Annotated in this window: 18 protein-coding genes and 1 pseudogene; 15 read left to right on the top strand and 4 right to left on the bottom strand. The window is 66.8% G+C overall.

The genetic code is table 11. The annotated features are described in order from the left end of the window. Positions 1-40: 40 nt before the first annotated feature. The 3 genes from L1787_RS07480 (at position 41) to L1787_RS07470 (ending at position 4643) form a co-directional block, all read left to right on the top strand. Positions 41-2089 carry a hydantoinase/oxoprolinase family protein gene (locus L1787_RS07480; RefSeq protein WP_235708069.1) on the top strand — a complete coding sequence of 683 codons (2049 nt, stop codon included), beginning with the start codon at positions 41-43 and terminating at the stop codon, positions 2087-2089. Then, entirely contained in the window at positions 2086-3720 is a 1635-nt protein-coding gene (locus L1787_RS07475; RefSeq protein WP_235708068.1) for a hydantoinase B/oxoprolinase family protein, read from the top strand. The genes L1787_RS07480 and L1787_RS07475 overlap by 4 nt, the downstream gene beginning before the upstream one ends. A gap of 95 nt (positions 3721-3815) precedes the next feature. Then, positions 3816-4643, top strand: coding sequence for a GntR family transcriptional regulator (locus tag L1787_RS07470; protein ID WP_235708067.1), 828 nt, complete (start codon positions 3816-3818; stop codon positions 4641-4643). Between the two features lie 98 nt (positions 4644-4741). On the opposite strand, the gene L1787_RS07465 is transcribed toward L1787_RS07470, so the two are convergent. Then, positions 4742-5455 carry a GntR family transcriptional regulator gene (locus tag L1787_RS07465; protein WP_235708066.1) on the bottom strand — a complete coding sequence of 238 codons (714 nt, stop codon included), beginning with the start codon at positions 5453-5455 and terminating at the stop codon, positions 4742-4744. A 308-nt stretch (positions 5456-5763) separates the two neighbouring features. On the opposite strand from L1787_RS07465, the gene L1787_RS07460 reads away from it, so the two are divergent. The 7 genes from L1787_RS07460 to L1787_RS07430 all read left to right on the top strand — a co-directional run bounded on the left by L1787_RS07460 (position 5764) and on the right by L1787_RS07430 (position 11239). Beyond that, positions 5764-6558, top strand: coding sequence for an SDR family NAD(P)-dependent oxidoreductase (locus L1787_RS07460; protein WP_235708065.1), 795 nt, complete (start codon positions 5764-5766; stop codon positions 6556-6558). 13 nt (positions 6559-6571) lie between these two features. Then, entirely contained in the window at positions 6572-7474 is a 903-nt protein-coding gene (locus tag L1787_RS07455; RefSeq protein ID WP_235708064.1) for an NAD(P)-dependent oxidoreductase, read from the top strand. Further along, the gene (locus tag L1787_RS07450; protein WP_235708063.1) at positions 7471-7899 is read left to right on the top strand and encodes a hypothetical protein; all 429 of its coding nucleotides are present in this window, start codon (positions 7471-7473) and stop codon (positions 7897-7899) included. Before L1787_RS07455 ends, L1787_RS07450 begins: the two co-directional genes overlap by 4 nt. Beyond that, positions 7893-8309: a hypothetical protein gene (locus tag L1787_RS07445; RefSeq protein ID WP_235708062.1), complete on the top strand. Its 417-nt coding sequence runs from the start codon at positions 7893-7895 to the stop codon at positions 8307-8309. Before L1787_RS07450 ends, L1787_RS07445 begins: the two co-directional genes overlap by 7 nt. Before the next feature lie 21 nt (positions 8310-8330). Next, entirely contained in the window at positions 8331-9308 is a 978-nt protein-coding gene (locus L1787_RS07440) for a TRAP transporter substrate-binding protein (RefSeq protein WP_235708061.1), read from the top strand. 141 nt (positions 9309-9449) lie between these two features. Continuing rightward, the gene (locus L1787_RS07435; RefSeq protein ID WP_235708060.1) at positions 9450-9956 is read left to right on the top strand and encodes a TRAP transporter small permease; all 507 of its coding nucleotides are present in this window, start codon (positions 9450-9452) and stop codon (positions 9954-9956) included. Then, positions 9953-11239 (top strand): TRAP transporter large permease, encoded by a 1287-nt coding sequence (locus L1787_RS07430; RefSeq protein WP_235708059.1) that lies wholly within the window; start codon positions 9953-9955, stop codon positions 11237-11239. Before L1787_RS07435 ends, L1787_RS07430 begins: the two co-directional genes overlap by 4 nt. A 357-nt stretch (positions 11240-11596) precedes the next feature. On the opposite strand, the gene L1787_RS07425 is transcribed toward L1787_RS07430, so the two are convergent. Both L1787_RS07425 and L1787_RS07420 read right to left on the bottom strand, forming a co-directional pair. Next, the gene (locus L1787_RS07425) at positions 11597-13522 is read right to left on the bottom strand and encodes a mechanosensitive ion channel family protein (protein ID WP_235708058.1); all 1926 of its coding nucleotides are present in this window, start codon (positions 13520-13522) and stop codon (positions 11597-11599) included. 456 nt (positions 13523-13978) lie between these two features. Further along, positions 13979-14761 (bottom strand): aminoglycoside 3'-phosphotransferase, encoded by a 783-nt coding sequence (locus L1787_RS07420; protein ID WP_235708057.1) that lies wholly within the window; start codon positions 14759-14761, stop codon positions 13979-13981. Between the two features lie 285 nt (positions 14762-15046). On the opposite strand from L1787_RS07420, the gene L1787_RS07415 reads away from it, so the two are divergent. Both L1787_RS07415 and L1787_RS07410 read left to right on the top strand, forming a co-directional pair. Beyond that, positions 15047-16252, top strand: coding sequence for a DUF7380 domain-containing protein (locus tag L1787_RS07415; protein ID WP_235708056.1), 1206 nt, complete (start codon positions 15047-15049; stop codon positions 16250-16252). After that, positions 16249-16692, top strand: a complete 444-nt coding sequence (locus L1787_RS07410; RefSeq protein WP_235708055.1) for a hypothetical protein — start codon at positions 16249-16251, stop codon at positions 16690-16692. The genes L1787_RS07415 and L1787_RS07410 overlap by 4 nt, the downstream gene beginning before the upstream one ends. Before the next feature lie 15 nt (positions 16693-16707). On the opposite strand, the pseudogene L1787_RS07405 reads toward L1787_RS07410, so the two are convergent. Beyond that, positions 16708-17678, bottom strand: a pseudogene (locus L1787_RS07405) (IS3 family transposase); the annotation flags it as partial. A 61-nt stretch (positions 17679-17739) separates the two neighbouring features. Between L1787_RS07405 and tnpA the strand changes: the two are divergent. The 3 genes from tnpA to tnpC form a co-directional block, all read left to right on the top strand. Beyond that, positions 17740-18153 (top strand): IS66-like element accessory protein TnpA, encoded by a 414-nt coding sequence (gene tnpA, locus L1787_RS07400; protein WP_235708054.1) that lies wholly within the window; start codon positions 17740-17742, stop codon positions 18151-18153. Further along, complete coding sequence (gene tnpB / locus L1787_RS07395; protein ID WP_235708053.1) at positions 18150-18497, top strand: IS66 family insertion sequence element accessory protein TnpB; 348 nt, start codon at positions 18150-18152, stop codon at positions 18495-18497. Before tnpA ends, tnpB begins: the two co-directional genes overlap by 4 nt. Positions 18498-18592: 95 nt before the next feature. Further along, positions 18593-19447: IS66 family transposase (gene tnpC, locus L1787_RS07390; protein WP_235708126.1), on the top strand; the 855-nt coding region annotated here is incomplete at its 3' end.

Genomic DNA, 19447 nt, shown 5'->3' with positions numbered 1-19447 from the left:
GACAACCGATGCCGGCCTTACCGGCGCTTTTGGAGGCACTGTGCCAGACGACCCCCATATCCGCATCGGCATCGATATCGGTGGCACGTTCACCGATCTTCAGGTGCTCGACGAGACCAGCGGAATCCTGCGCAGCCTGAAGACGCCGACGACGCCGGACGACCCGTCGATCGGCCTCGTCACCGGCATCACCGAAGCCGCCGAACGCTACGGCTTCGCCCTGTCCGACGTGCGCCTTCTCGTCCACGGCACGACGATCGCGACGAATGCCGTCCTCGAACGGCGCCTCGCGAAGGGCGTGCTCCTCACCACCAAGGGCTTCGAGGACGCGCTCGAGATCGGCCGCCACCAGCGCCGCGAGATCTACAGCCTTCGCCCGCATCAGGAGCCGCCCCTCATCTCGCGCGATCGCGTGATCGGCATCGCCGAGCGCATGCGGGCCGACGGCACGACCGAGACCGCGCTCGACGCGGCGGAGGTCGAGGCGCTGCTCCCCCGCCTCGACGCGCTCGGGGCCGAGGCGGTCGCCGTCACCTTCATCAACGCCTACGCCAATGCCGCTCATGAGGAGCGCGTCGCGGAGATCCTGCGGCGCCTTCGGCCCGATCTTCTTATCTCGCTCTCCAGCGAGGTGAGCCCCGAGATCCGCGAATATGAGCGCCTGTCGACCACCGTCCTCAACACGCTCTTGATGCCGATCGTCGGCCGCTATCTCGACCGACTCGCGACGCGGATGGCGGAGGCCGGCCTCGGCGCGCGCCTCCTCCTGGTGCAGTCGAATGGCGGCGTGTGCACGGCCGAGCTCGCGAAATCGCAGCCGGCCCGGCTTCTCCTGTCCGGCCCCAGCGGCGGGGCGATGGCAACGCTGGGCACCGCCCGCGCCCTCGGCCGCGAAAACCTGATCGGCGTCGACATGGGCGGGACGAGCTATGACGTCTGCGTCGTCAGCGGCGATCGCCTCACCACGGTGACACAGGGCGAGATCGACCATCATCCCGTGCGCCTCCCGATGGTCGAAATCCGCACCGTCGGCTCGGGCGGCGGCTCGATCGCCATGGTCGATGATGCGGGCCGCCTGCGCGTCGGTCCGCGTTCGGCCGGCTCCAAGCCCGGCCCCGTCTGCTATCGGCGCGGCGGAACGCTGCCGACCGTCACCGACGCCAATGTCGTGATGGGCCGGCTCGACCCCGCTTTCTTCCTCGGCGGCGCGATGGCGCTCGACAAAGAGGGCGCGGCCGCCGCGATCGGCACCGAGGTCGGCGACAAGCTCGGCCTCTCCCGCGAGGCCGCGGCGGAGGGGATCGTCGCCGTCACCGAATCGAACCTGTCCGCCGCCGCGCGCCTCAGCCTCTTCGAGAAGGGGCTCGACCCGCGCGACTTCTCCCTCCTCTCCTTTGGCGGCGCCGGGGGCTTGCACGCCGTGCGCGTCGCCGAGGAGCTCGGCATCCGCGAGGTCGTCTTTCCGGCGGACGCCAGCACCTTTTCTGCGTTCGGTATTCTCCATTCCGACATCGTGCATGACTTCGCCCGCTCGCAGGTGATGGCGGCGGATGTCGGCGCCCTCCCCCTTCTCGGCGACATGCTCGACGCGCTGATCGCACAGGGCGCGACCGCTTTGGACGCCGACGGCATCGCCCCCGAGGCGCGCCGCTTCGCCGTCTCCGCGGACGTGCGCTATCGCGGCCAGGCCTTCGAGCTCGTCGTGCCGTGGCCGGATGCGGCGGCGGAAGAGGCGAGCCTCGAACGCCTCGTCGCCGATTTCCACGCCCTCCACGCGCAGCGCTTTTCGTACAACGACCTCGATGCGGCGGTGGAGATCGTGGCGGTCCGGTTGAGCGCGATCGGCGTCCTGCCCGACATCGAGACGCACCATGACATCGCCCCCGAAGCGGGCGCCGATGGTGCGCGTGATGTCTGGCATGAGGGCGCGTGGCAGAGCGTTCCCGTCTATCGCCGCGGCGCGGTGACGGCGGCAATCCACGGTCCCGCCCTCATCGAGGAGGAATACACGACATCCTTCATCGCCCGGCACTGGGAATGCGCGCCGGGACCACAAGGAACACTGATCGCCCGGAGGATTGAGGCATGAATCTCGACATCGACAATCCGGTCGACCTCGAAATCTTCCGCAACGCGCTGACCGCGACGGCGGCGGAGATGGACGTCACCGTCTGGCGGACGAGCCGTTCGACCGTGGTGCGCGAACTCCTCGATTATTCGACCGCCGTCTTCGACAAGGACGGCGAGAATGTCGCGCAGGCCGCCCGCATCCCGCAGCACCTCAACTCGATGGGCAGCGGCCTCCTCACCGTGTTGCGGGACTTCCTGCCGGTCGAGACCTGGGAAGACGGCGACGTCGTCATCACCAACGACCCTTATTGTGGCGGGCAGCACATCCCCGACATCCTCGCCTTCCGCCCGGTCTTCGTCGACGGCGAGCGCGTCGCGATCGTCGGCACGCTCTGCCACCATCTCGACATGGGCGGCATGGCGGCCGGCTCCTATTCGGCGACCGCGACGGAGATTTTCCAGGAAGGCATCCGCATCCCACCGCTGAAGCTCGTGAAGGCCGGCCGGCTCGACGAGGATGTGTTCGCCATCATCAAGCAGAATGTGCGCCGGCCGGAGATGCTGACCGGCGATCTCAAGGCGCAGCTCGCCTCCCTCGGCGTCGGCGAGGCGAACCTTCGCGCCCTCGCGGCGCGCGTCGGCCCATCGGCCTTTATCGGCGGCTGCGCCAAGATCCTCGACGGCTCGGAGCGGGCGATGCGGGCGATGCTCGGGCGCATTCCCGACGGGCGCTACACGTTCGAGGATTTCCTCGACGATGACGGCATCAGCGCCGATCCGATCCGCATCCACGCCGCCGTCACCATCGACGGCGACACCGCGACGATCGACCTGTCGGGCTGCGGGCCGCAAGCGAAGGGGCCGATCAACGCGACCCTCGCCTCCTCGCTCTCGGCGATCACCTTCGCGATGCTCGCGGTCTCCGATGTCGACATTCCCGCCAACGCGGGATGCCGACGTCCGCTCCGCGTCATCGCGCCGGAAGGGCTCGTCGTCTCGGCCCGCCATCCGGCGCCGGTCGCGAACCGCGTCGCGACCACCCACCGGCTCGCGACGACGATCCTCGGCGCGCTCCATCAGGCGATCCCGGACCGCGTGCCGGCCGCCTATTATGGCGTCAGTTATGTGTGCACCTTCCAGACCATCGGCGAGCACGACGAGCGCGCCGTCCTCGTCGAGATCGAGGTGGGCGGCAGCGGCGCCCATGCCGACCAGGACGGGCTCAGCGCCTACACCTACGGGATGCACAACAACTCCAACATTCCGGCCGAGATGATCGAGACCGAGATGCCGCTCACGATCGTCTCTTACGGGCTGCTGCCGGGCTCCGGCGGCGCGGGGCGGTATCGCGGCGGGCTCGGCCTTTATCGCGAGTGGCGGGTCGACAGCCCTGAGGCGGTGTTCTCCGCGAACGGCGAGCGCTTTCGCCACCGCCCCTATGGCCTTGCCGGCGGAGAGGCGGGGCGCGAGGGGCACCTCTTCCTCCTGCGCGACGGGGAGCGGACGAGCCTCGGCTCGAAGGTGAACAATATCCCGTTGAAGCGGGGCGACATTATTCGCCTCGAAACGTCGGGCGGCGGCGGGTATGGAACCCCGTCGGAACGCAGCGCCGACGCGACGGCGGACGATGTCCGCCTCGGCTATGTGTGACGATATCGGCCCGCTCGCGCGGGCCGTTTCCTTGGGGCAAGACGCCGGGCGGTAGGAGCGCACGCCGCGACCGACCGGCCGAAAGCGGGGACGTGATGGGCGGCAAGTTGCGTGGCTCGGCCACCGGCGAAACGGCGAAGGCGCCGCGCGAGCGGGCGAGCGATCGCGCCGCCGTCCGGCGTGGCCGCGGGCTGTCGGAGGCGCCCTCCCCCTCCCAGGCCGACGCCGCGCTCGATCTTTTGCGCGCCCGCATCATCGACCTCACCCTGGAGCCGGGCAGCCGGATCGACGAGCGTCTTCTCGTCGAACGCTTCGGCCTCGGTCGCACGCCTGCCCGCGAGGCGCTCAACCGGCTCGCCGCAGAGGGCTTCGTGCGCATCCTTCCCCAGCGCGGCGGGACTTATGTCCGCAAGCTCGATATCGACGAGATGGGTGAGGTTCTGATCGCCCAGCAGCTCGCCGAATCGATTGCGGCCCAGATGTGCCGGTTGGACGACCCCGATCTCATCGAAGACTTGCGCGCGATCCAGGCCGACTATCGCCAATGCGTCGCCGAGCGCGCCTTCTTGGCGATCACCCAGTTGAACCACGCCTTTCATCTCAGGATCCACCAGACGATCGGCAACTGGCTCCTCTACGAGCACGCCCAGAACGTGCACCATCACGTGCAGCGCCTCCTCCTTTATATCTACAAGGCCGAGACGCGGGAGCCGACGCTTCAATCGGCGCAGTTCGCGAGCAATCTCGAACAACATGACGAGATCATCGACGTGCTCGCCGCGGGCGATCGGGAGCGGCTGATCGTGCTCCTGCCCGATCATTCGCGCTACACCAAACACCGCCTCGTGCAGCTCCTCCAATCGCGCACCGTGGACACGCTCGTCCACGATGTCGGCGATCTCGACATGCCGATCGCGACATAGCAGTCGCTTGCATACCAGAGCCCGCGCTGGCCTCTGCAGTATGCCTCACCAAAATCACCCGACCGCCCCGCGGCATACCGTTCGGAGCCGGACCGACATCAAGGGCGTGCGGTCGGCGGCGCGTCGCCCTTGCCGTCGCGCTCCATCTGATCGAACGCGGCGAGGACGTGCATTTCGAGGATGGTGCGGATTCGCGGCTTGTCGCCGGCCTGCAGCGCGTCGAGGATGGCCTCGTGCTCGGCGATCGCGCTCTCCCAACGCTCGGTCCGCAGGTTGACGACATAGCGCACGCGGTAGAGGCGAAGATTGATCTGCCGGTGATAGGCGATCAACACGCCGTTGCCCGTCGCCTCGACAATGCCGCGATGGATCGCCTGGTTGTGGCGGAAATACGTGAGCCGATCGCCCCGCATGATCGCCGCCAGCATCTCGTAATGCGTGGCGCGCAGCTCCTTCATCGCGTCTTCGGTGATCGCGTCGCAAGCAAGCGTGCCGGCGAAACCTTCGATCGCGCCGAGAAGCTGGAGAAGCTCGCGCTGCTCCTTGGGTGACGGCGCGGCGACCACCGCCCCGCGCCGCGGGGTGAGGTCGACGAGGCCCTCGACCGACAGGATCTTCAGCGCCTCGCGCAACGGCGTCCGTGACACGCCGAGCGCCTTGGCGAGGATCCGCTCGCGAACCGGCATACCGGGCTTGAGGCGGTCCTCCAAAATCTGTTCCCGGATCAACGCCGCGACCCGTTCGGGCATCGGTGGATCGCCCGGATCGTCGATGTCGGGCTCGGCGTCTTGGATGTCGTCCGTCGCAGTCATCTCGCTCGCACCGTGACGTCCGCGGCTGAAGCCCCGGGCGGGCCATATGGCATACCATGAACCCTGACCGACACGCAGAGGAAATTCAAGAGAAGTGTAAAACTTCGCAAGCAAGCGCCAAATGCCTGAAAGTTTCAGGCTTATTGCGATTGAGCCGTCAAGAATCCTGCCAACAGTTACGCAGCAATGCGTTGACAGCCGCCCAGCATCGGAACACAGTTGGCATACAAGAACAGGCCGAGCGGGACAAACCAGCCGGCCACCGGGGCGGCGAATCGTCGGATCCGGAATAAATTTTGGGAGGAATCGTGACCGGACGTCTCGATAACAGGGTCGCCGTGGTCTTCGGCGCGGGATCCGTCGGCGAAGGCTGGGGCAATGGCAAAGCCGCGGCCGTCTTGTATGCCCGCGAAGGGGCCAAGGTCGCCTGCGTCGATCTCAACCCAGCCGCCGCCGAGGCGACGCGCGCCATCATCGAAGCCGAAGGCGGCACCGCCATCGCGTTCGAGGCCAACGTCACCCAGTTCGACACGATCCGCGCCGTCGTCGACGGCACGCTCGACGCGTGGGGGCAGATCGACGTCCTTCACAACAATGTCGGCACCAACTCCCAAGGCGGCCCGATCGACACCTCCGAGGCGGAGTGGGATCGGGTGATGGACATCAACCTCAAGAGCATGTTCCTCACCTGCAAGGCAGTTCTGCCCGTCATGGAGGAGCAGCGGCGCGGCTCGATCGTCAACATCTCGTCGCTCGCCTCGATCCGCTATCTCGGCTTCAACTATATCTCCTATTACGCCTCGAAAGCCGCGGTGAACCATTTCACCCGCGCCGTCGCGTTGCAGTATGCCGACAAGGGAATACGCGCCAATACCGTTCTTCCCGGCCTGATGGACACGCCGCACATCTATGAGGCGATGAAGGCCCACTATTCCGACTTCACAGAGATGCGCGAAAAGCGCGCCGCCGCGAGCCCCATGAAGCGCATGGGCGACGGGTGGGACATCGCGCACGCCGCCCTCTTCCTCGCCTCCGACGAGGCGAAATACATCACCGGCATCGATCTTCCCGTCGATGGCGGCCTCCACTGCAAGACCAACTAGGACGTCGAGCGACATGAGCAGCGAATACGAAACCGTCGGCTTTGTCGGCCTCGGTGTGATGGGCCGGCACATGGCCCGTAATCTCGTGAAGGCCGGCGTTCCGCTCCTCGTCCACGACCTCAACCGCGCCGCGGTCGACGATCTCGTCGGTGCAGGCGCGCGCGATGCCGGATCGCTCGAAGGGATCGCGGCGGCGGACATCGTCGTCCTGATGCTTCCCGACACCGGCGATGTCGACACCGTCCTCTTCGGCGAAAACGGCCTCGCCCCGGCGCTTCGCCCCGGCACCGCCCTCGTCGATATGAGCTCGATCTCGCCCGTCGCGACGCGCGACTTCGCGGCGCGCCTCGCCGCGGCCGGCGTCTCGATGCTCGACGCGCCCGTTTCGGGCGGCTTTCAGGGCGCCGAACAGGGCACGCTTTCGATCATGGTCGGCGGCGATGCGGCGACGCTCGAGCGGGTGCGGCCGGTCCTCTCTGTGATGGGCAAAACGATAAACCACATCGGCGAGGCCGGCGCCGGGCAGGTCTGCAAGGCGTGCAATCAGGTCGCCGTCGCGATCTCGATCCAGGCGGTCGCCGAATCCCTCACCCTCGCCCGCAAGAACGGCGTCGACCCCGCCCGCGTGCGTGACGCCCTTCTCGGCGGCTTCGCCCAGAGCCGCGCGCTCGACCTCCACGGCCAGCGCGTCCTCGACGGCAACTATGCGGCGGGCTTCCGCGTCGCCCTCCAGATCAAGGATCTGCGGATCGCGCTCGAGACCGCGGGAGCGTCCAACACCCCCCTTCCGGCGACCGCCCTCATCCGCGAGCTCTACGCGATGCTCGCCGCGACGGGCCGCGCCGATCTCGACAACTCCTCCCTCGCCCTCCTCCTCCACGAGATGTCCGGCCTCGATCCGGCGCCCGCGTCATGAGCGATCTCGCCGACCTCACGATGGTGCGCGAGGTCGTCGCCCACCTCGGCGAACGCAATGTGGTCGCGCTCGACACGATCGCCCATGTCGCCCCGCAGGACGAAGGGCAGATCATTGCGACCGGCTCGCACGGCGGGCTGAGCTCCGGGGAATATGCCGCCCGCGTCGCGCTCGCCGCCGTCTTCTTCAACGACGCCGGCCGCGGCAAGGACGATGCCGGGATCGCCGGGCTCGCCTTGCTCGACGAGGCCGGCATTCCCGCCGGCGCCGTCGCGCACGAGAGCGCCGTGATCGGCGTTGGCGGCGAGACCTACCATCATGGCGTGATCAGCGCGCTGAATGCCCGCGCCGAGGCCGCCGGCTACCGGATCGGCGAGCCGCTGAAGGCTGCGATCGCACGCCTCGAGAAAGGCGCGTCATGCTGAACGAGACGATCGGCAACGCGCACGGCACGCGCGTCATCCTGATGGATTCCATCTCGTTGATCACCGCGGAAGACGGCGGGACGATCATCGTCTCCGCCTCGCACGGCGGCCGCATCTCGGCCGGTTTTGCCGCGAAGGGCCGGCCGCTCCTCGTCTTCTTCAACGATGCGGGTGGCGGAAAGGGCGATGCGGGACGGGCCGCGGTCGCGCTTCTCGAAGAGGCCGGCATCGCCTGCGCATCGGTCGACCATCGGAGCGCGCGCATCGGCGACGCGCGCGATCATTACGACTCGGGCCGCGTCAGCGCCCGCAACGAACGCGCCGCACGGGCGGGCATCGCGCCCGGCGACACAGTCCGCGACGCGGTGGAGCGGTTCGCCGCCTTCGCCGCGGGTGACACCACCGAATAACAAAAAACCGGAGGAAACCCCATGACCATGAAGGCCATCGCACTCTCCACGATCTTCGCGGGCTCGCTGCTCGCCGCGACGTCCGCAAACGCCATCGATATCGGCTTTGCGCTCCACACCTCGCCGCCGGGGCCGGAATTCGAGGCGGTCGACAAGTTCAAGGAGCTGGTCGAAGAGCGCTCGAACGGCGAAATCCGCGTGCGCACCTATCCCTCCGCCGTTCTCGGCGGCGAGCGGGACAATGTCGAGCAGCTCACCGTCAACGAAGTGCAGATGACGTTGAACGGCGACCTGCTCGTCAGCGTCATCGCGCCGGAATATGCCGCCGTCGTCACCCCCTTCGTGTTCCCTGGCCCCGAAGAGGTCTATGCCTTCTGGGATAGCGAGATCGGTGACAAGGCGAAGGCGGCCATCAAGGAGAAGGCCGGCATCGACGTCGTCGCCTTCCATCGCCGCGGCGACCGGCAGCTCACCGCCAACAAGGCGATCCCGACGCCGGACGATATCTCCGGTCTCAAGCTGCGCGTCCCGGAAATTCCGTCCTGGGTGCAGGCCTGGACGGCCGTCGGCGCGAGCCCGACCCCGGTCGCCTATCCGGAGCTCTTCTCCGCGCTGCAGATGGGCGTCGTCGAGGGGCAGGAGAATCCCTGTTTCAACATCAACCAGGCGAAGATGTACGAGGTCCAGTCGCACATCATGATGACGGCGCACGTCCCGGCCGTCTTCCATTGGTCGATCTCGTCGAAATTCCTCGATTCTCTTTCGCCTGAACTGCGCGAAATCGTCGTGAACTCGGCCAAGGAAGCCGCCGCCTATGGCGACCAGGTGGCCCAGGAGCAGATCGAAGCGACCTGTACGGCCCTCGTCGACGAGCACGGCATGGAAATGGTCGAGGTCGACCGCGACGCCTATGTCGCCGCCGCCCGTCCGGCGATCGACGAGCTCGCCAAGAACTGGGCGCCGGGCGTGATGGACGCCGTCTCCCAGTATCTCGACTGACGCGACAAGGCCCCCCGCGGCAACGCGCTCGCGGGGTGTCGCCCATCGTCGGCCAGACGGCGCCTTGCCCCCCCGCCAGCGGTGGACGGGGCGCGGGCGCCGTCTTCGCCTCCCCATTCGGCTGATTGAATCGGAGCCTTCATGCGCCAGATCGTGGCGGTGCGCCGAACCATCTACCGCCTGTTCGAGGCGGTGGCGATCACCTTCTTCCTCATCATGCTGATGTCCTCGCTCGTCCAGGTCTTCTGCCGCTACGTTCTCAACGAGCCGCTGATGTGGACCGAGGAGCTCGCCCGGCTGATGGCCGTCGGTACGACCTATTTCGGCGGTGTCGTCGTCCTCATCGCGCGCGAGCATATCCGCGTCGACGTGATCGAGACGCTCGTCGGACCGCGCACGATGGCCGTGATCGCGATCTTCGCCGATGTCCTCATCGCCCTCTTCCTCGCCGCACTCGCATGGGGCTGCGTCCTCATGGTGAGCGCGACATGGACCACCTACACCGCGACGATGGACTGGTTCCGTATGGGCTATGTCTACGGCGCCGTCGCCTTCGCCGTCGCGATGATGCTCTTCATCGTCCTGCTCGACATCGTGTCCCGCCTCGCACAGCTCACGACCGGCGAGAGCGCGGAGGAGCCCGCATGATCCTCACGATTTTCATCGGGGCGCTCCTCGTCCTCTTCATCATCGGCGTTCCGGCGGCTTTCGCGCTCGGCCTCACCTCGCTCATCGTGACGGTCGTCGATCGCGGGATCGACGCGATCCCCTTCACGATCATCGCCCAGCGCATGGTCTACGGGGTGAACTCCTTCCCCCTCCTCGCGATCCCGTTCTTCATTCTCGCCGGCAAGATCATGAATTCGGGCGGCGTGACGGACCGGATCTTCGTCTTCGCCCGCCGCCTCGTCGGCCATTGGCGCGGCGGCCTCGGACAGGTGAACATCGCGGCGTCGATCATCTTTTCCGGTATGTCGGGCTCCGCGGTGGCGGATGCCGTCGGCATCGGGCAGGTGGAAATTCGGGCGATGCGACAGGCCGGCTACCCGGACGACTTCTCCGTCGCCGTGACCGCCGCCTCGGCCACCATCGGGCCGATCATCCCGCCCTCGATCCCGCTCATCGTCTATGCGGTGATCGCCAACGCGTCAGCGACCTCGCTGTTGATCGCGGGCCTCCTGCCGGGCCTCGTCCTCGCGGGCATGTTGATGATCGTGGTCGCCATCCGCTCGCGCAAGCTCGGCGTGCCGACCGAGGTTTGGCAAGGCTTCGGCGCGCTCATTGCGAGCTTCTTCGCCGCCCTTCCCGCCATCATCACCCCGGTGATCATCATCGGCGGGATGTGGACGGGCGCCTTCACCCCCACGGAGGCGGCGGCGATCGCGGCGGTCTATGCGCTGATCATCTCCCTCCTCGTCTATCGCGAGATGACGCTGGAGCGGTTTTGGATCGTCCTCAAGGAGACGATGCGCGAGACGGCGATCATCCTCATCATCATCGCCGCGGCGGCACTCTATGCGTGGCTTCTCGTCTTCAGCCAGATCCCGCAGGAGCTGGTCGCGCTCGTCGACGGGTGGAGCCTCGATCCCTACCTTCTGCTCCTCCTGATCAACATCTTCCTGTTGGTCATCGGCCTCTTCATGGAGACCAACGCGGCGATCACCATCTTCACGCCGATGCTGCTGCCGCTCGCCGTCTCGGTCGGCATCGATCCGGTCCATTTCGGCGTCGTGATGGTGCTGAACCTGATGATCGGGCTGCTGACGCCGCCGGTCGGGATGGTGCTGTTCGCCGTCGCGAAGGTGGGCGACGTGTCGATCAATCGGGCGGTCGCGGCGCTGGCGCCGTTCTATCTGCCGCTGATCCTCGCGCTCCTCATCGTGACCTACGTGCCGCAGATCTCGCTTCTGCTGCCCTCGCTGATGCGCTGACCCCTCACCCGCGCCGCCCCCCTCGCGGCGCGGAGTCTCCCCGCCATCCGCGCCGCCCATCGAGTACCGCGGCCGGCGCTCTTACCGAATAGGCGGCAACACCGTCAGGCCGGCGGCGAACGCAAAACGGCCCGACAGCCAAGCCGTCGGGCCGTTTCGATTCAACGCGAGCCTTTCGGTGCGAATGCGGCCCGAGCGAGAGACATCGGGCCTTCGTGGGCCGCACCGCTCCCCGCCAGCCATCCATCGCAGGGGAAGGCGGGAAGCAGCCGCCGATCCTCTCGCCGGCCAACGTCCCCGCCTCGCCGCGAGCGGCCGGCGGGCCGCTGGTCGACGGGATCGGCCGCCCGAGGTCTCTTAGCTTTGCCGGTCGCCGGGGCGGTCCGTCGTCTCCTGCGCGAGGGCGACGTCATCGCCGTCTTCCTCTTGGGCATCGGAGAGGTTTTCCGCACGGCTGCGACGCGCGGCACCGGCCGATCCGAGCTCTACAGAGCCGCGCGGCGGGTAGGCGACCGTTCCGCTCACCTCCTTCACCTGCGCATCCGACATGAAGGGGAACGGGAGCGCCCCCTTCTCGCGCCAGGCGTCGACGGCGCCCACGGCGTGACGCGTCCGGTCCACATCGAGCCCCGCATCGCGGTTGAAATAGAGCCGCGAGGCCGGAACCGCGAAGCCGGTGCCCGCCTCCTCGACGATTTCGTAGATGCGCAGGAAAATGTCCTCACGGATCGCGTAGAAGTCGTTCCACTCGCGCGTCAGGGCGTAGATCCGAATGCCGATCTTGAGCGCCGATTCGCCGTAACCGGAGAACCGGATGCGGATCGTGTCGCTCTCGATGCGCGGATGGGCGTGGGCCATCGCCCGCAGATTGCCGAGGACATAGCGAAGCTGATCGGGGCTCGTCTCGTAGCGCAATCCGATCGTCTCGTTGATCAGCATCCGGTCGCACTGGGCCCAGTTGATGATCTCCATGTCCGCGAATTTCGCGTTCGGAACCGAGATCAATGTGCGGTCGAGACCACGGATCTGGGTGGAGCGGATGCCGATCGCCTCGACGGTGCCCATGTAGCTGCCGAAGGAACAGAAGTCACCCACGCGCACCGGCTGATCGGCAAAGAGGACGAAGCCGCCGATGAGGTTTTCGAGCGAGGGCCGCACCGCGAGCGCCACCGCCAGCGAACCGACACCGAGGCCGGCGACCACACTCATGACCGGCAACCCGAGCTCGGTGCCCCCGATCCCGAGAATGACGAGAATGCCGATCACGCCGACGATGCGCGCCCCCAGCTTCACGAGGCTCGCATTGAGGCTCTGCTTCGGCCCCTCCGGCGTGCTCATCATCCAGTTGAAGGCGCCCGTCACGACCACCCAGAAGAGCCACGCCAAGGTGAGATAGGTGCAGACGACCGAAAAATGCGTCATCCAACCGGCGAATTCGCCGGAGAGGTTGATCTGATCGTCGAAGAACCAGTCGACGACGCCGATCGTGATCAACGTGACGAACGGCGGCACCAGGCGGCGCACGACGCGCAGCGTGCGCCCGTCCTCCGGCTTCGGCCAGACCAAAAGCGTGAACCCGGCGAGCAAGGCGCCCGCGAGCGCCACCGTGACGATGACGGAGGCGACCTTCCAGCGCGGCGTACCGTGCCAAAGATAACGGCCATCGTCCGGCATGGCGCGCACGACATCGGCCGGGATCATCGGCCCGGTGATCTGAGGCCAGCCCCGCGTCCAGGAGCTGAACGCGAGATCGGACTCCATCGGCACGTCCATGAGCGCGGTCGCAAAGCGCGGCGCGGCCCGCACGGTCGCGCCCGAGAACAGGAATTCGCCCTGACGCGGCCCCTCGTCGTGCCGGATGAGGCGCAGCGGCGTCAGCGGCAGACGCCAGCTCGCATTCTCGTCGTCACTGAAGGCGTCGACGTCCGGAATGTCGTCGCTCGCGGGTAGATCGATCCGGCCCGCGATGTCGAGAATTGCGAGAACCGTCGACACGCCCGTCTCGCGCCGCGTCGCCGGCGCGATCTCCGAAAGATCGATGAGCGCGATCAGCTGGTCGAACAGAACATTGATATCGTCGAGCTGTTCGGCCGACTTGTCGTTGCGATAAGCGAGCACGGCGGCTTCGATCTCATCGGTGAGATAGCGCAATGTATCGATGGTGAGGCGCGGGCTGCCGGTGCGGACCGGCCGGGCCCCGCTTGTCCCGTCATCGGCCGCCGCAACGCTCGGCTGCGTTTCGACGATCGCCTCCTGGGCCAGCGCGTTCGGGTTCGCCAGCATGACGACGAACGATGCAGCAAGCGCCAGTCCAGCCAAACGGCGACGAATTTCACGTATCACAAGCCCACTCTCAGTCTCGCTCGGCGGGTCGCGATCGACCGCCGAGATGCGCACGACGAAGCCGGCAAGGCCGACCCCTGCCTGTTTTAGAGGAGATTTCGGGCGAGATGGAACCCTTGGCCCGACGCCAATCGGCGACATCCGCCTCGCCGGCCCCGCCGCCCGGGCGCGCCGATGGACGCCCCTCCAACGCGCGACGTCGCCATTCACGCCCACACCGCTTGACGATTTCGTCAGCACCCAAGCGGTCCCAGACCCCTCCCCCGCCCCGCTCGCGTGGACTGCGGAATTGCCGAAACGTCGCGGCGAAATCGCAAGGCCCACGACGCCGCCGGACGACCGCGGGCGGGTGCGGCCGACGGGTCCCGCTCCCGCCGCATCCGAGGACAGGCGCGATCAGCCCCAGGTCAATGGATCGAGCTGAAGGTAAAACGCCGCGCGGTCGCTGTCGGGATGGTCGATGCCGAGGCCGCGAAACAACGCGCCGAACGCGGCATCGGCCTGCGCGTCCGAGGTCCACGTCTCCCCCGCGCTCGCCAGCATCAGCGCGATATCGACATAGGGGTCGACGACCCCCAACCGGCCGAGATCGATAAATCCGGTGCAGCGCAGCGTCTCGGGATCCACCATCAGGTTCGCCATGGTGGCGTCCCCATGACAGACCACCCTGTCTCGCACCTCGAGCGCCTGAAGAGACGGCACCGCGCCCTCCAGCCGTGCCAGCAGCGATGCCGGAGGCAGCAATCGATCCGCGTCGGACAAAAAGTCGGGGTTCACGGCATCGCGCGCGACGACATCGCGCGCACGCGTCAACATCGCCTCGAGACGCCTTTCGAAGCGGCAGGCGCGGGGATCGAGCCGGTGCAGCGCGGCGAGCATCTCCACCATCGAGGGCCACGCCGCGAACAAGCCCTCGGCCGGCAGGTCGCTCGCCGGAATGCCGGGTACGGCGGCGGTGACGAGGCAAGCCTCGTCCTCATGCCATTCGAGCACGTGGGGGCACGGAATGCCGCGACCTTCGAGCCACAACAATCGGTCACGCTCGCATTGAAGGTCCCGCTCACGCCCGGGCGCTGCGATCTTGGCATAAGCCGCCGCCCCGTCGCCGCTGCGATAGACCGCATCGCCCGACTCTCCCGTCCGCACGGGAACCCAGCCCGTTCGATCAAAGCACGACATTGGAGAGAGCTACCCGGCCGCCAGCGCGTTCGCAACGGGCTCGCCGCAATGAGCGGGATGACCACGACCGAAGCGCCGACGGGGTCGGGTCGCTGGCGGACAGCGTGGGGGTTGTGGTGAGTGGGGGTTGGGTTTTGTGGCGCGCCACGCCGGGTGATGATGAGAACTATGTCTACGCTATAGCACTCTAATGCCGCAATATGTCTCATTCCTTTCACTGTGACCATCGCGGCACGAGCCTTTACTGTGCGAGGATCAGCGAAACCTACACCGAGTCTTACATTCATGTCCGACGCACCGCAGACTGAACAGAAATCCGAACCCTCCCTGATCGTGCTCGCGGCTATTCTATCGGCAGACCCAGAGATGCCAATCTCTGGCGAGCGTTCAGTCGACTGCTCGGTGCTGTGGCGACACTATTCGACGGCGCGCGACGCGGCCGAGTTGGCTGGCAATGTAGAAAAGGCAGCCGTCTACAATCTTCTGGGAGGTGTTTGTACGATGAGTCTACAGGCAGGGGAGCCATTGAAACCTTTCACTCCGCTGATGGCGTGGGCGACCGGATCAAGTCCAACGCCCCTTACATATCGAGGCAAACAGTCACTGGTATTCGGCGAGCTGGCGGCTGAAGTTGCCCACCCCGCCCTCAAAGCGCGGCTGGCTGATCTCGCATGGGTGAACACCAAGCAGCACGAAGCCGCTCGACTGGCGATCGAGAGCTATATCGAATGCGTCCGCCGGCTTTTGGCGGGCAAGGCCGAGATGCGAAGCCGCCGCAATGAGGCAAGCGGCCCTCGTGCGCTTGACCTGCTGCGCCGCGCTTGCGTCCTGCAACGGCAGATCGGCTGGGGCGGCGGGCAAACCGATGATCTCGTTTCACTCGCCAAGAAGGTCCGGCAGCCGGCGCTGAGGCGCGAAGACGTGTTCGGTTTCGTGCGGGCGAGCGATCTGGAACTGGACTTCAAAACGACAAGGGCCGCAAGTCTTGCAAAAACGGCAGAAGCGTTTGCCGCCACCAGGGCGGCTGCTGGCGACAAAGACGGACCGGAGCAGCTTTGGCGTCTGACCGCTCGCGCTTATTCACGCGCTGATCGAAAGGTCGATGCCGACCGGGCGCTGGTTCAGGTTGCAGAGCGCCTCGTCGAAACTGCCGATCGTATGGCGAAAAGTCCCATGCACGAGACCCATTGGCTTGAACAGGCGATTGCAACGTTGCGACGAGTTCGAGGCACGAATGCCAGACGCGCTGATCTGCAAGCGCGTTTGGTGCGCAAGCAGGGTGATATCGCCGATTTCATGGCGCCGATTTCGTCCTCGACTGACATCTCCGAGATTGTCGAGGGACCAAGGCGCAATTGGGCGGCAAGGAATTGGCGGATGCTCTCCTCATCTACTCGGTCCAAAGCCGCTCACCCGCCGTCGCCGCTCTTCGCCGGGAGGCAGAGGAATCCATCAGACGATCTCCCTTTGGCAGCCTGTTCGCCTCGGTGATCTATGATGAGACCTTCAAGCCGGCCTCGCGAACGCCACCCGCCGGCGGTTTCGCGAGTCCTCCCAATGAGGCGAACATTCGGGTCCAGATCATCCAGCACGAGCAGATGAGGCGTGGTTTGGTTGTGGCAGGGCAGATCGAGCCAGGCCGCTACCAAATCGTGTTCGATCATGCCCCAGATGAGCGGGTGCTGACGACGCTCGCGGCAATGAGCCCGTTCGTGCCGCCGCACCACGAAGCAATCTTCGGGCGCGGCTTCGCCCACTTCTTCAACGGTGATTTTATCGAGGCGGCACACCTTCTTGTGCCGCAGCTCGAAAACTCCCTGCGCTACGTGTTGAACGCAGCGGACGTAGACACGACGCGTCTAAAATCCGATCTGACGCAATCGAGCGCAACGCTTTCCACCTTGCTCGATCCGTCAGGTGAATGGCGCTGACGTGACCCCCGTTTATCATCCAGCCGGACGGAGAGTCGGGCGATGATCTAACTGGGTTGATGGGTGGTGTGGAAGAGGCCGGGGCGCGGAGCCCTTGCGGAGCGCAGCGTCCCGGCCGGTCGTTGTGGTGAGGGCATCGCAATAGGCCCGCGGCGTCATCCAACCGAGGCGCGAATGCGGGCGCTCTTCGTTGTAGTCTCGGCGCCAGGCCTCGAGCACGGCACGGGCATGCGGGAGCGAGTGGAACAGCGTCTCGTTGAGAAGCTCGTCGCGCAGCCGTCCGTTAAAGCTCTCGATGAAGCCATTCTGCTGCGGCTTGCCCGGTGCGATGTAATGCCAGTCGGTCCTGGTGTCGCTCGCCCAGCCGAGGATCGCGTTCGACGTCAGCTCGGTGCCGTTGTCGCTGACGATCGCCTTGGGACGGCCCCTGAGGCGCACCAAGTTGTCGAGCTCGCGAGCAACGCGCCGGCCCGACAACGACGTGTCCGCGATCAGAGCCAGGCATTCGCGCGTGCAGTCGTCTACGAGCGCCAGGATGCGGAAGCGGCGCCCGTCGGTCAGCTGATCGGAGACGAAGTCGAGGCTCCATCGCTGGTTCGGCGCCTGCGGCAACACCAGGGGCGCGCGTGTGCCGATCGCCCGCTTGCGTCCGCCACGTCGGCGGACCGTCAACTTCTCCTCGCGATAGATCCGCTGAACCTTCTTGCGGTTCACCGCGTGGCCCTCGCGACGCAAGAGAACGTGGAGACGGCGATAGCCGAAGCGCCGGCGCTCGGCCGCCAGAGCCTTCAGCCTCGCCCGCAGCTCGGCGTCATCCGGCATGGTGGCGCGGTCGCGCACGCTCGACCGATCCGCTCCGATGACCCGGCAGGCCCGCCGCTCGCTCATGTCGAAGGCGTCGCGCAGGTGCGCCACGGCCTCCCGACGCGCCGCGGGCCTCACCACTTTTTTCCCAGGAGATCCTTCAGCGCGGAGTTGTCCAGCATCGTAAGCCTCCGGCGGAGGCCGCCTTGCGGGTGGTGAGCGTCGCGGCGGAGAACTGTGCGTATGGACAGGCATACGCACAGGGCGTTCGAGCGGTTGGAGGTGGTCGAGAGGGGCCGCCGGCGTCGCTGGAGCGATGATGAGAAGCTGAAGATCGTGCTGGAGAGCATGGAGGGTCCGCGTCTGGTCTCGGCGACGGCCCGGCGGCACGGGATCTCGCGCTCGCAGCTGGTGACGTGGAGGCGTGCGTTCCGGGTGGAGCCGCCCCGATCTGAGAAGACGCCGACGTTCGTGCCTGCCATCATCGAGCCGGAACCGCATCCGCCCGAGGCGCGAGAGATAGAGCCGCGGCCTGAAACCCCGGTGACGGCCTCGCGGATGGAGATCGTTCTCGCCTGCGGCCGGCGGATCGTCGTCGGCGCCGACGTGGACGGCGAGGCGCTGGCCCGCGTGGTCGCCGTTCTGGAACGGCGATGATCCCGGTTCCGAGTGGCGTGAGGGTGTGGCTCGCGACCGGCCACACGGACATGCGCAAGGGATTCCCCGGCCTGTCGCTGATGGTCCAGGAGGTGCTGCGGCGCGACCCGCTGAGCGGCCATCTGTTCTGCTTCCGCGGGCGCCGGGGCGACCTTCTGAAGGTGATCTGGCACGACGGCCAGGGGGCGTGTCTCTTCACGAAGCGGCTGGAGCGGGGCCGCTTCCTGTGGCCCTCGCCGGCCGATGGCGCGGTGACGATCACGCCTGCGCAGCTCGGCTATCTGCTCGAAGGGATCGACTGGCGTCACCCGCAAGAGACCTGGCGTCCGACGTCGGTCGGGTGATGTTTTGCCTTGGCGCGCCCCGGCGATCGTGATTCGCTCAAGGTGTGAACAGCGCCGCCGATTCGCTCCCCGACGACCTTGCCAGCGCCCACGCGATGATCCGCGCGGAGCGGGCACGCCGCCTTGCCGCGGAAGCGGCGCAGTCGGACGTGACCGCCCTGGTCGCCCATCTCAAGCTCCAGATCGAGAAGCTGAGGCGCGAGCTCTACGGCAGCCGCTCCGAGCGCAAGGCTCGGCTTCTGGAGCAGATGGAGCTGCAGCTGGAGGATCTCGAGACGACGGCCAGCGAAGATGAGCTGGTGGCCGAGACCGCGGCAACGCAGACAGGATCGGCCCCGGCGTTCACGCGCAAGCGGCCCGCGCGCAAACCCTTCCCGGCCCATCTGCCGCGCGAGCGTGTCGTGATCGCCGCGCCGGAGAGCTGCCCGTGCTGCGGCTCGACCCGGCTGTCGAAGCTCGGCGAGGACATCACCGAGACGCTGGAGGTGATCCCCCGTCGCTGGAAGGTGATCCAGACGGTGCGCGAGCGGTTCGCCTGCCGTCAGTGCGAGCGGATCACGCAGCCGCCCGCACCGTTCCACGTGACGCCGCGCGGCTTTGCCGGACCGCACCTTCTGGCGACGATCCTGTTCGAAAAGTTCGGGCAGCATTTGCCGCTGAACCGGCAGAGCGAGCGCTATGGCCGCGAGGGGATCGACCTGTCGGTCTCGACCCTCGCCGACCAGGTCGGTGCCGCGACGGTCGCCCTCGCACCGCTCCATGCCCTGATCGAGGCGCATGTTCTGGCCGCCGAGCGCCTTCACGGCGACGACACCACGGTGCCGATCCTCGCCAGAGGCAAGACGATCACCGGCCACATCTGGGCTTACGTCCGCGACGACCGGCCGTTCGGCGGGAGGGCGCCTCCAGCCGCGCTCTACTATGCTTCGCGCGATCGGCGGCAGGAGCAC

Source organism: Acuticoccus kalidii (assembly GCF_021556395.1).
In the GTDB taxonomy this organism is placed as follows: Bacteria; Pseudomonadota; Alphaproteobacteria; order Rhizobiales; family Amorphaceae; genus Acuticoccus; species Acuticoccus kalidii.
The sequence above is the reverse complement of the archived record's forward strand: the minus strand, read 5'-3'. Positions and strand labels throughout refer to the sequence as shown.

What these genes read in the sequence shown, in the direction of transcription:
- L1787_RS07425 (WP_235708058.1), bottom strand. Translation starts at nt 13,522, where the DNA reads ATGCTGGCGAACCCGAACGCGCTGGCCCAGGAGGCGATCGTCGAAACG.
- L1787_RS07475 (WP_235708068.1), top strand. Translation starts at nt 2,086, where the DNA reads ATGAATCTCGACATCGACAATCCGGTCGACCTCGAAATCTTCCGCAAC.
- tnpA (WP_235708054.1), top strand. Translation starts at nt 17,740, where the DNA reads ATGGACAGGCATACGCACAGGGCGTTCGAGCGGTTGGAGGTGGTCGAG.
- L1787_RS07470 (WP_235708067.1), top strand. Translation starts at nt 3,816, where the DNA reads ATGGGCGGCAAGTTGCGTGGCTCGGCCACCGGCGAAACGGCGAAGGCG.
- L1787_RS07435 (WP_235708060.1), top strand. Translation starts at nt 9,450, where the DNA reads ATGCGCCAGATCGTGGCGGTGCGCCGAACCATCTACCGCCTGTTCGAG.
- L1787_RS07430 (WP_235708059.1), top strand. Translation starts at nt 9,953, where the DNA reads ATGATCCTCACGATTTTCATCGGGGCGCTCCTCGTCCTCTTCATCATC.
- L1787_RS07415 (WP_235708056.1), top strand. Translation starts at nt 15,047, where the DNA reads ATGTCCGACGCACCGCAGACTGAACAGAAATCCGAACCCTCCCTGATC.
- L1787_RS07455 (WP_235708064.1), top strand. Translation starts at nt 6,572, where the DNA reads ATGAGCAGCGAATACGAAACCGTCGGCTTTGTCGGCCTCGGTGTGATG.
- L1787_RS07420 (WP_235708057.1), bottom strand. Translation starts at nt 14,761, where the DNA reads ATGTCGTGCTTTGATCGAACGGGCTGGGTTCCCGTGCGGACGGGAGAG.
- L1787_RS07465 (WP_235708066.1), bottom strand. Translation starts at nt 5,455, where the DNA reads ATGACTGCGACGGACGACATCCAAGACGCCGAGCCCGACATCGACGAT.
- L1787_RS07445 (WP_235708062.1), top strand. Translation starts at nt 7,893, where the DNA reads ATGCTGAACGAGACGATCGGCAACGCGCACGGCACGCGCGTCATCCTG.
- L1787_RS07440 (WP_235708061.1), top strand. Translation starts at nt 8,331, where the DNA reads ATGACCATGAAGGCCATCGCACTCTCCACGATCTTCGCGGGCTCGCTG.
- L1787_RS07450 (WP_235708063.1), top strand. Translation starts at nt 7,471, where the DNA reads ATGAGCGATCTCGCCGACCTCACGATGGTGCGCGAGGTCGTCGCCCAC.
- tnpB (WP_235708053.1), top strand. Translation starts at nt 18,150, where the DNA reads ATGATCCCGGTTCCGAGTGGCGTGAGGGTGTGGCTCGCGACCGGCCAC.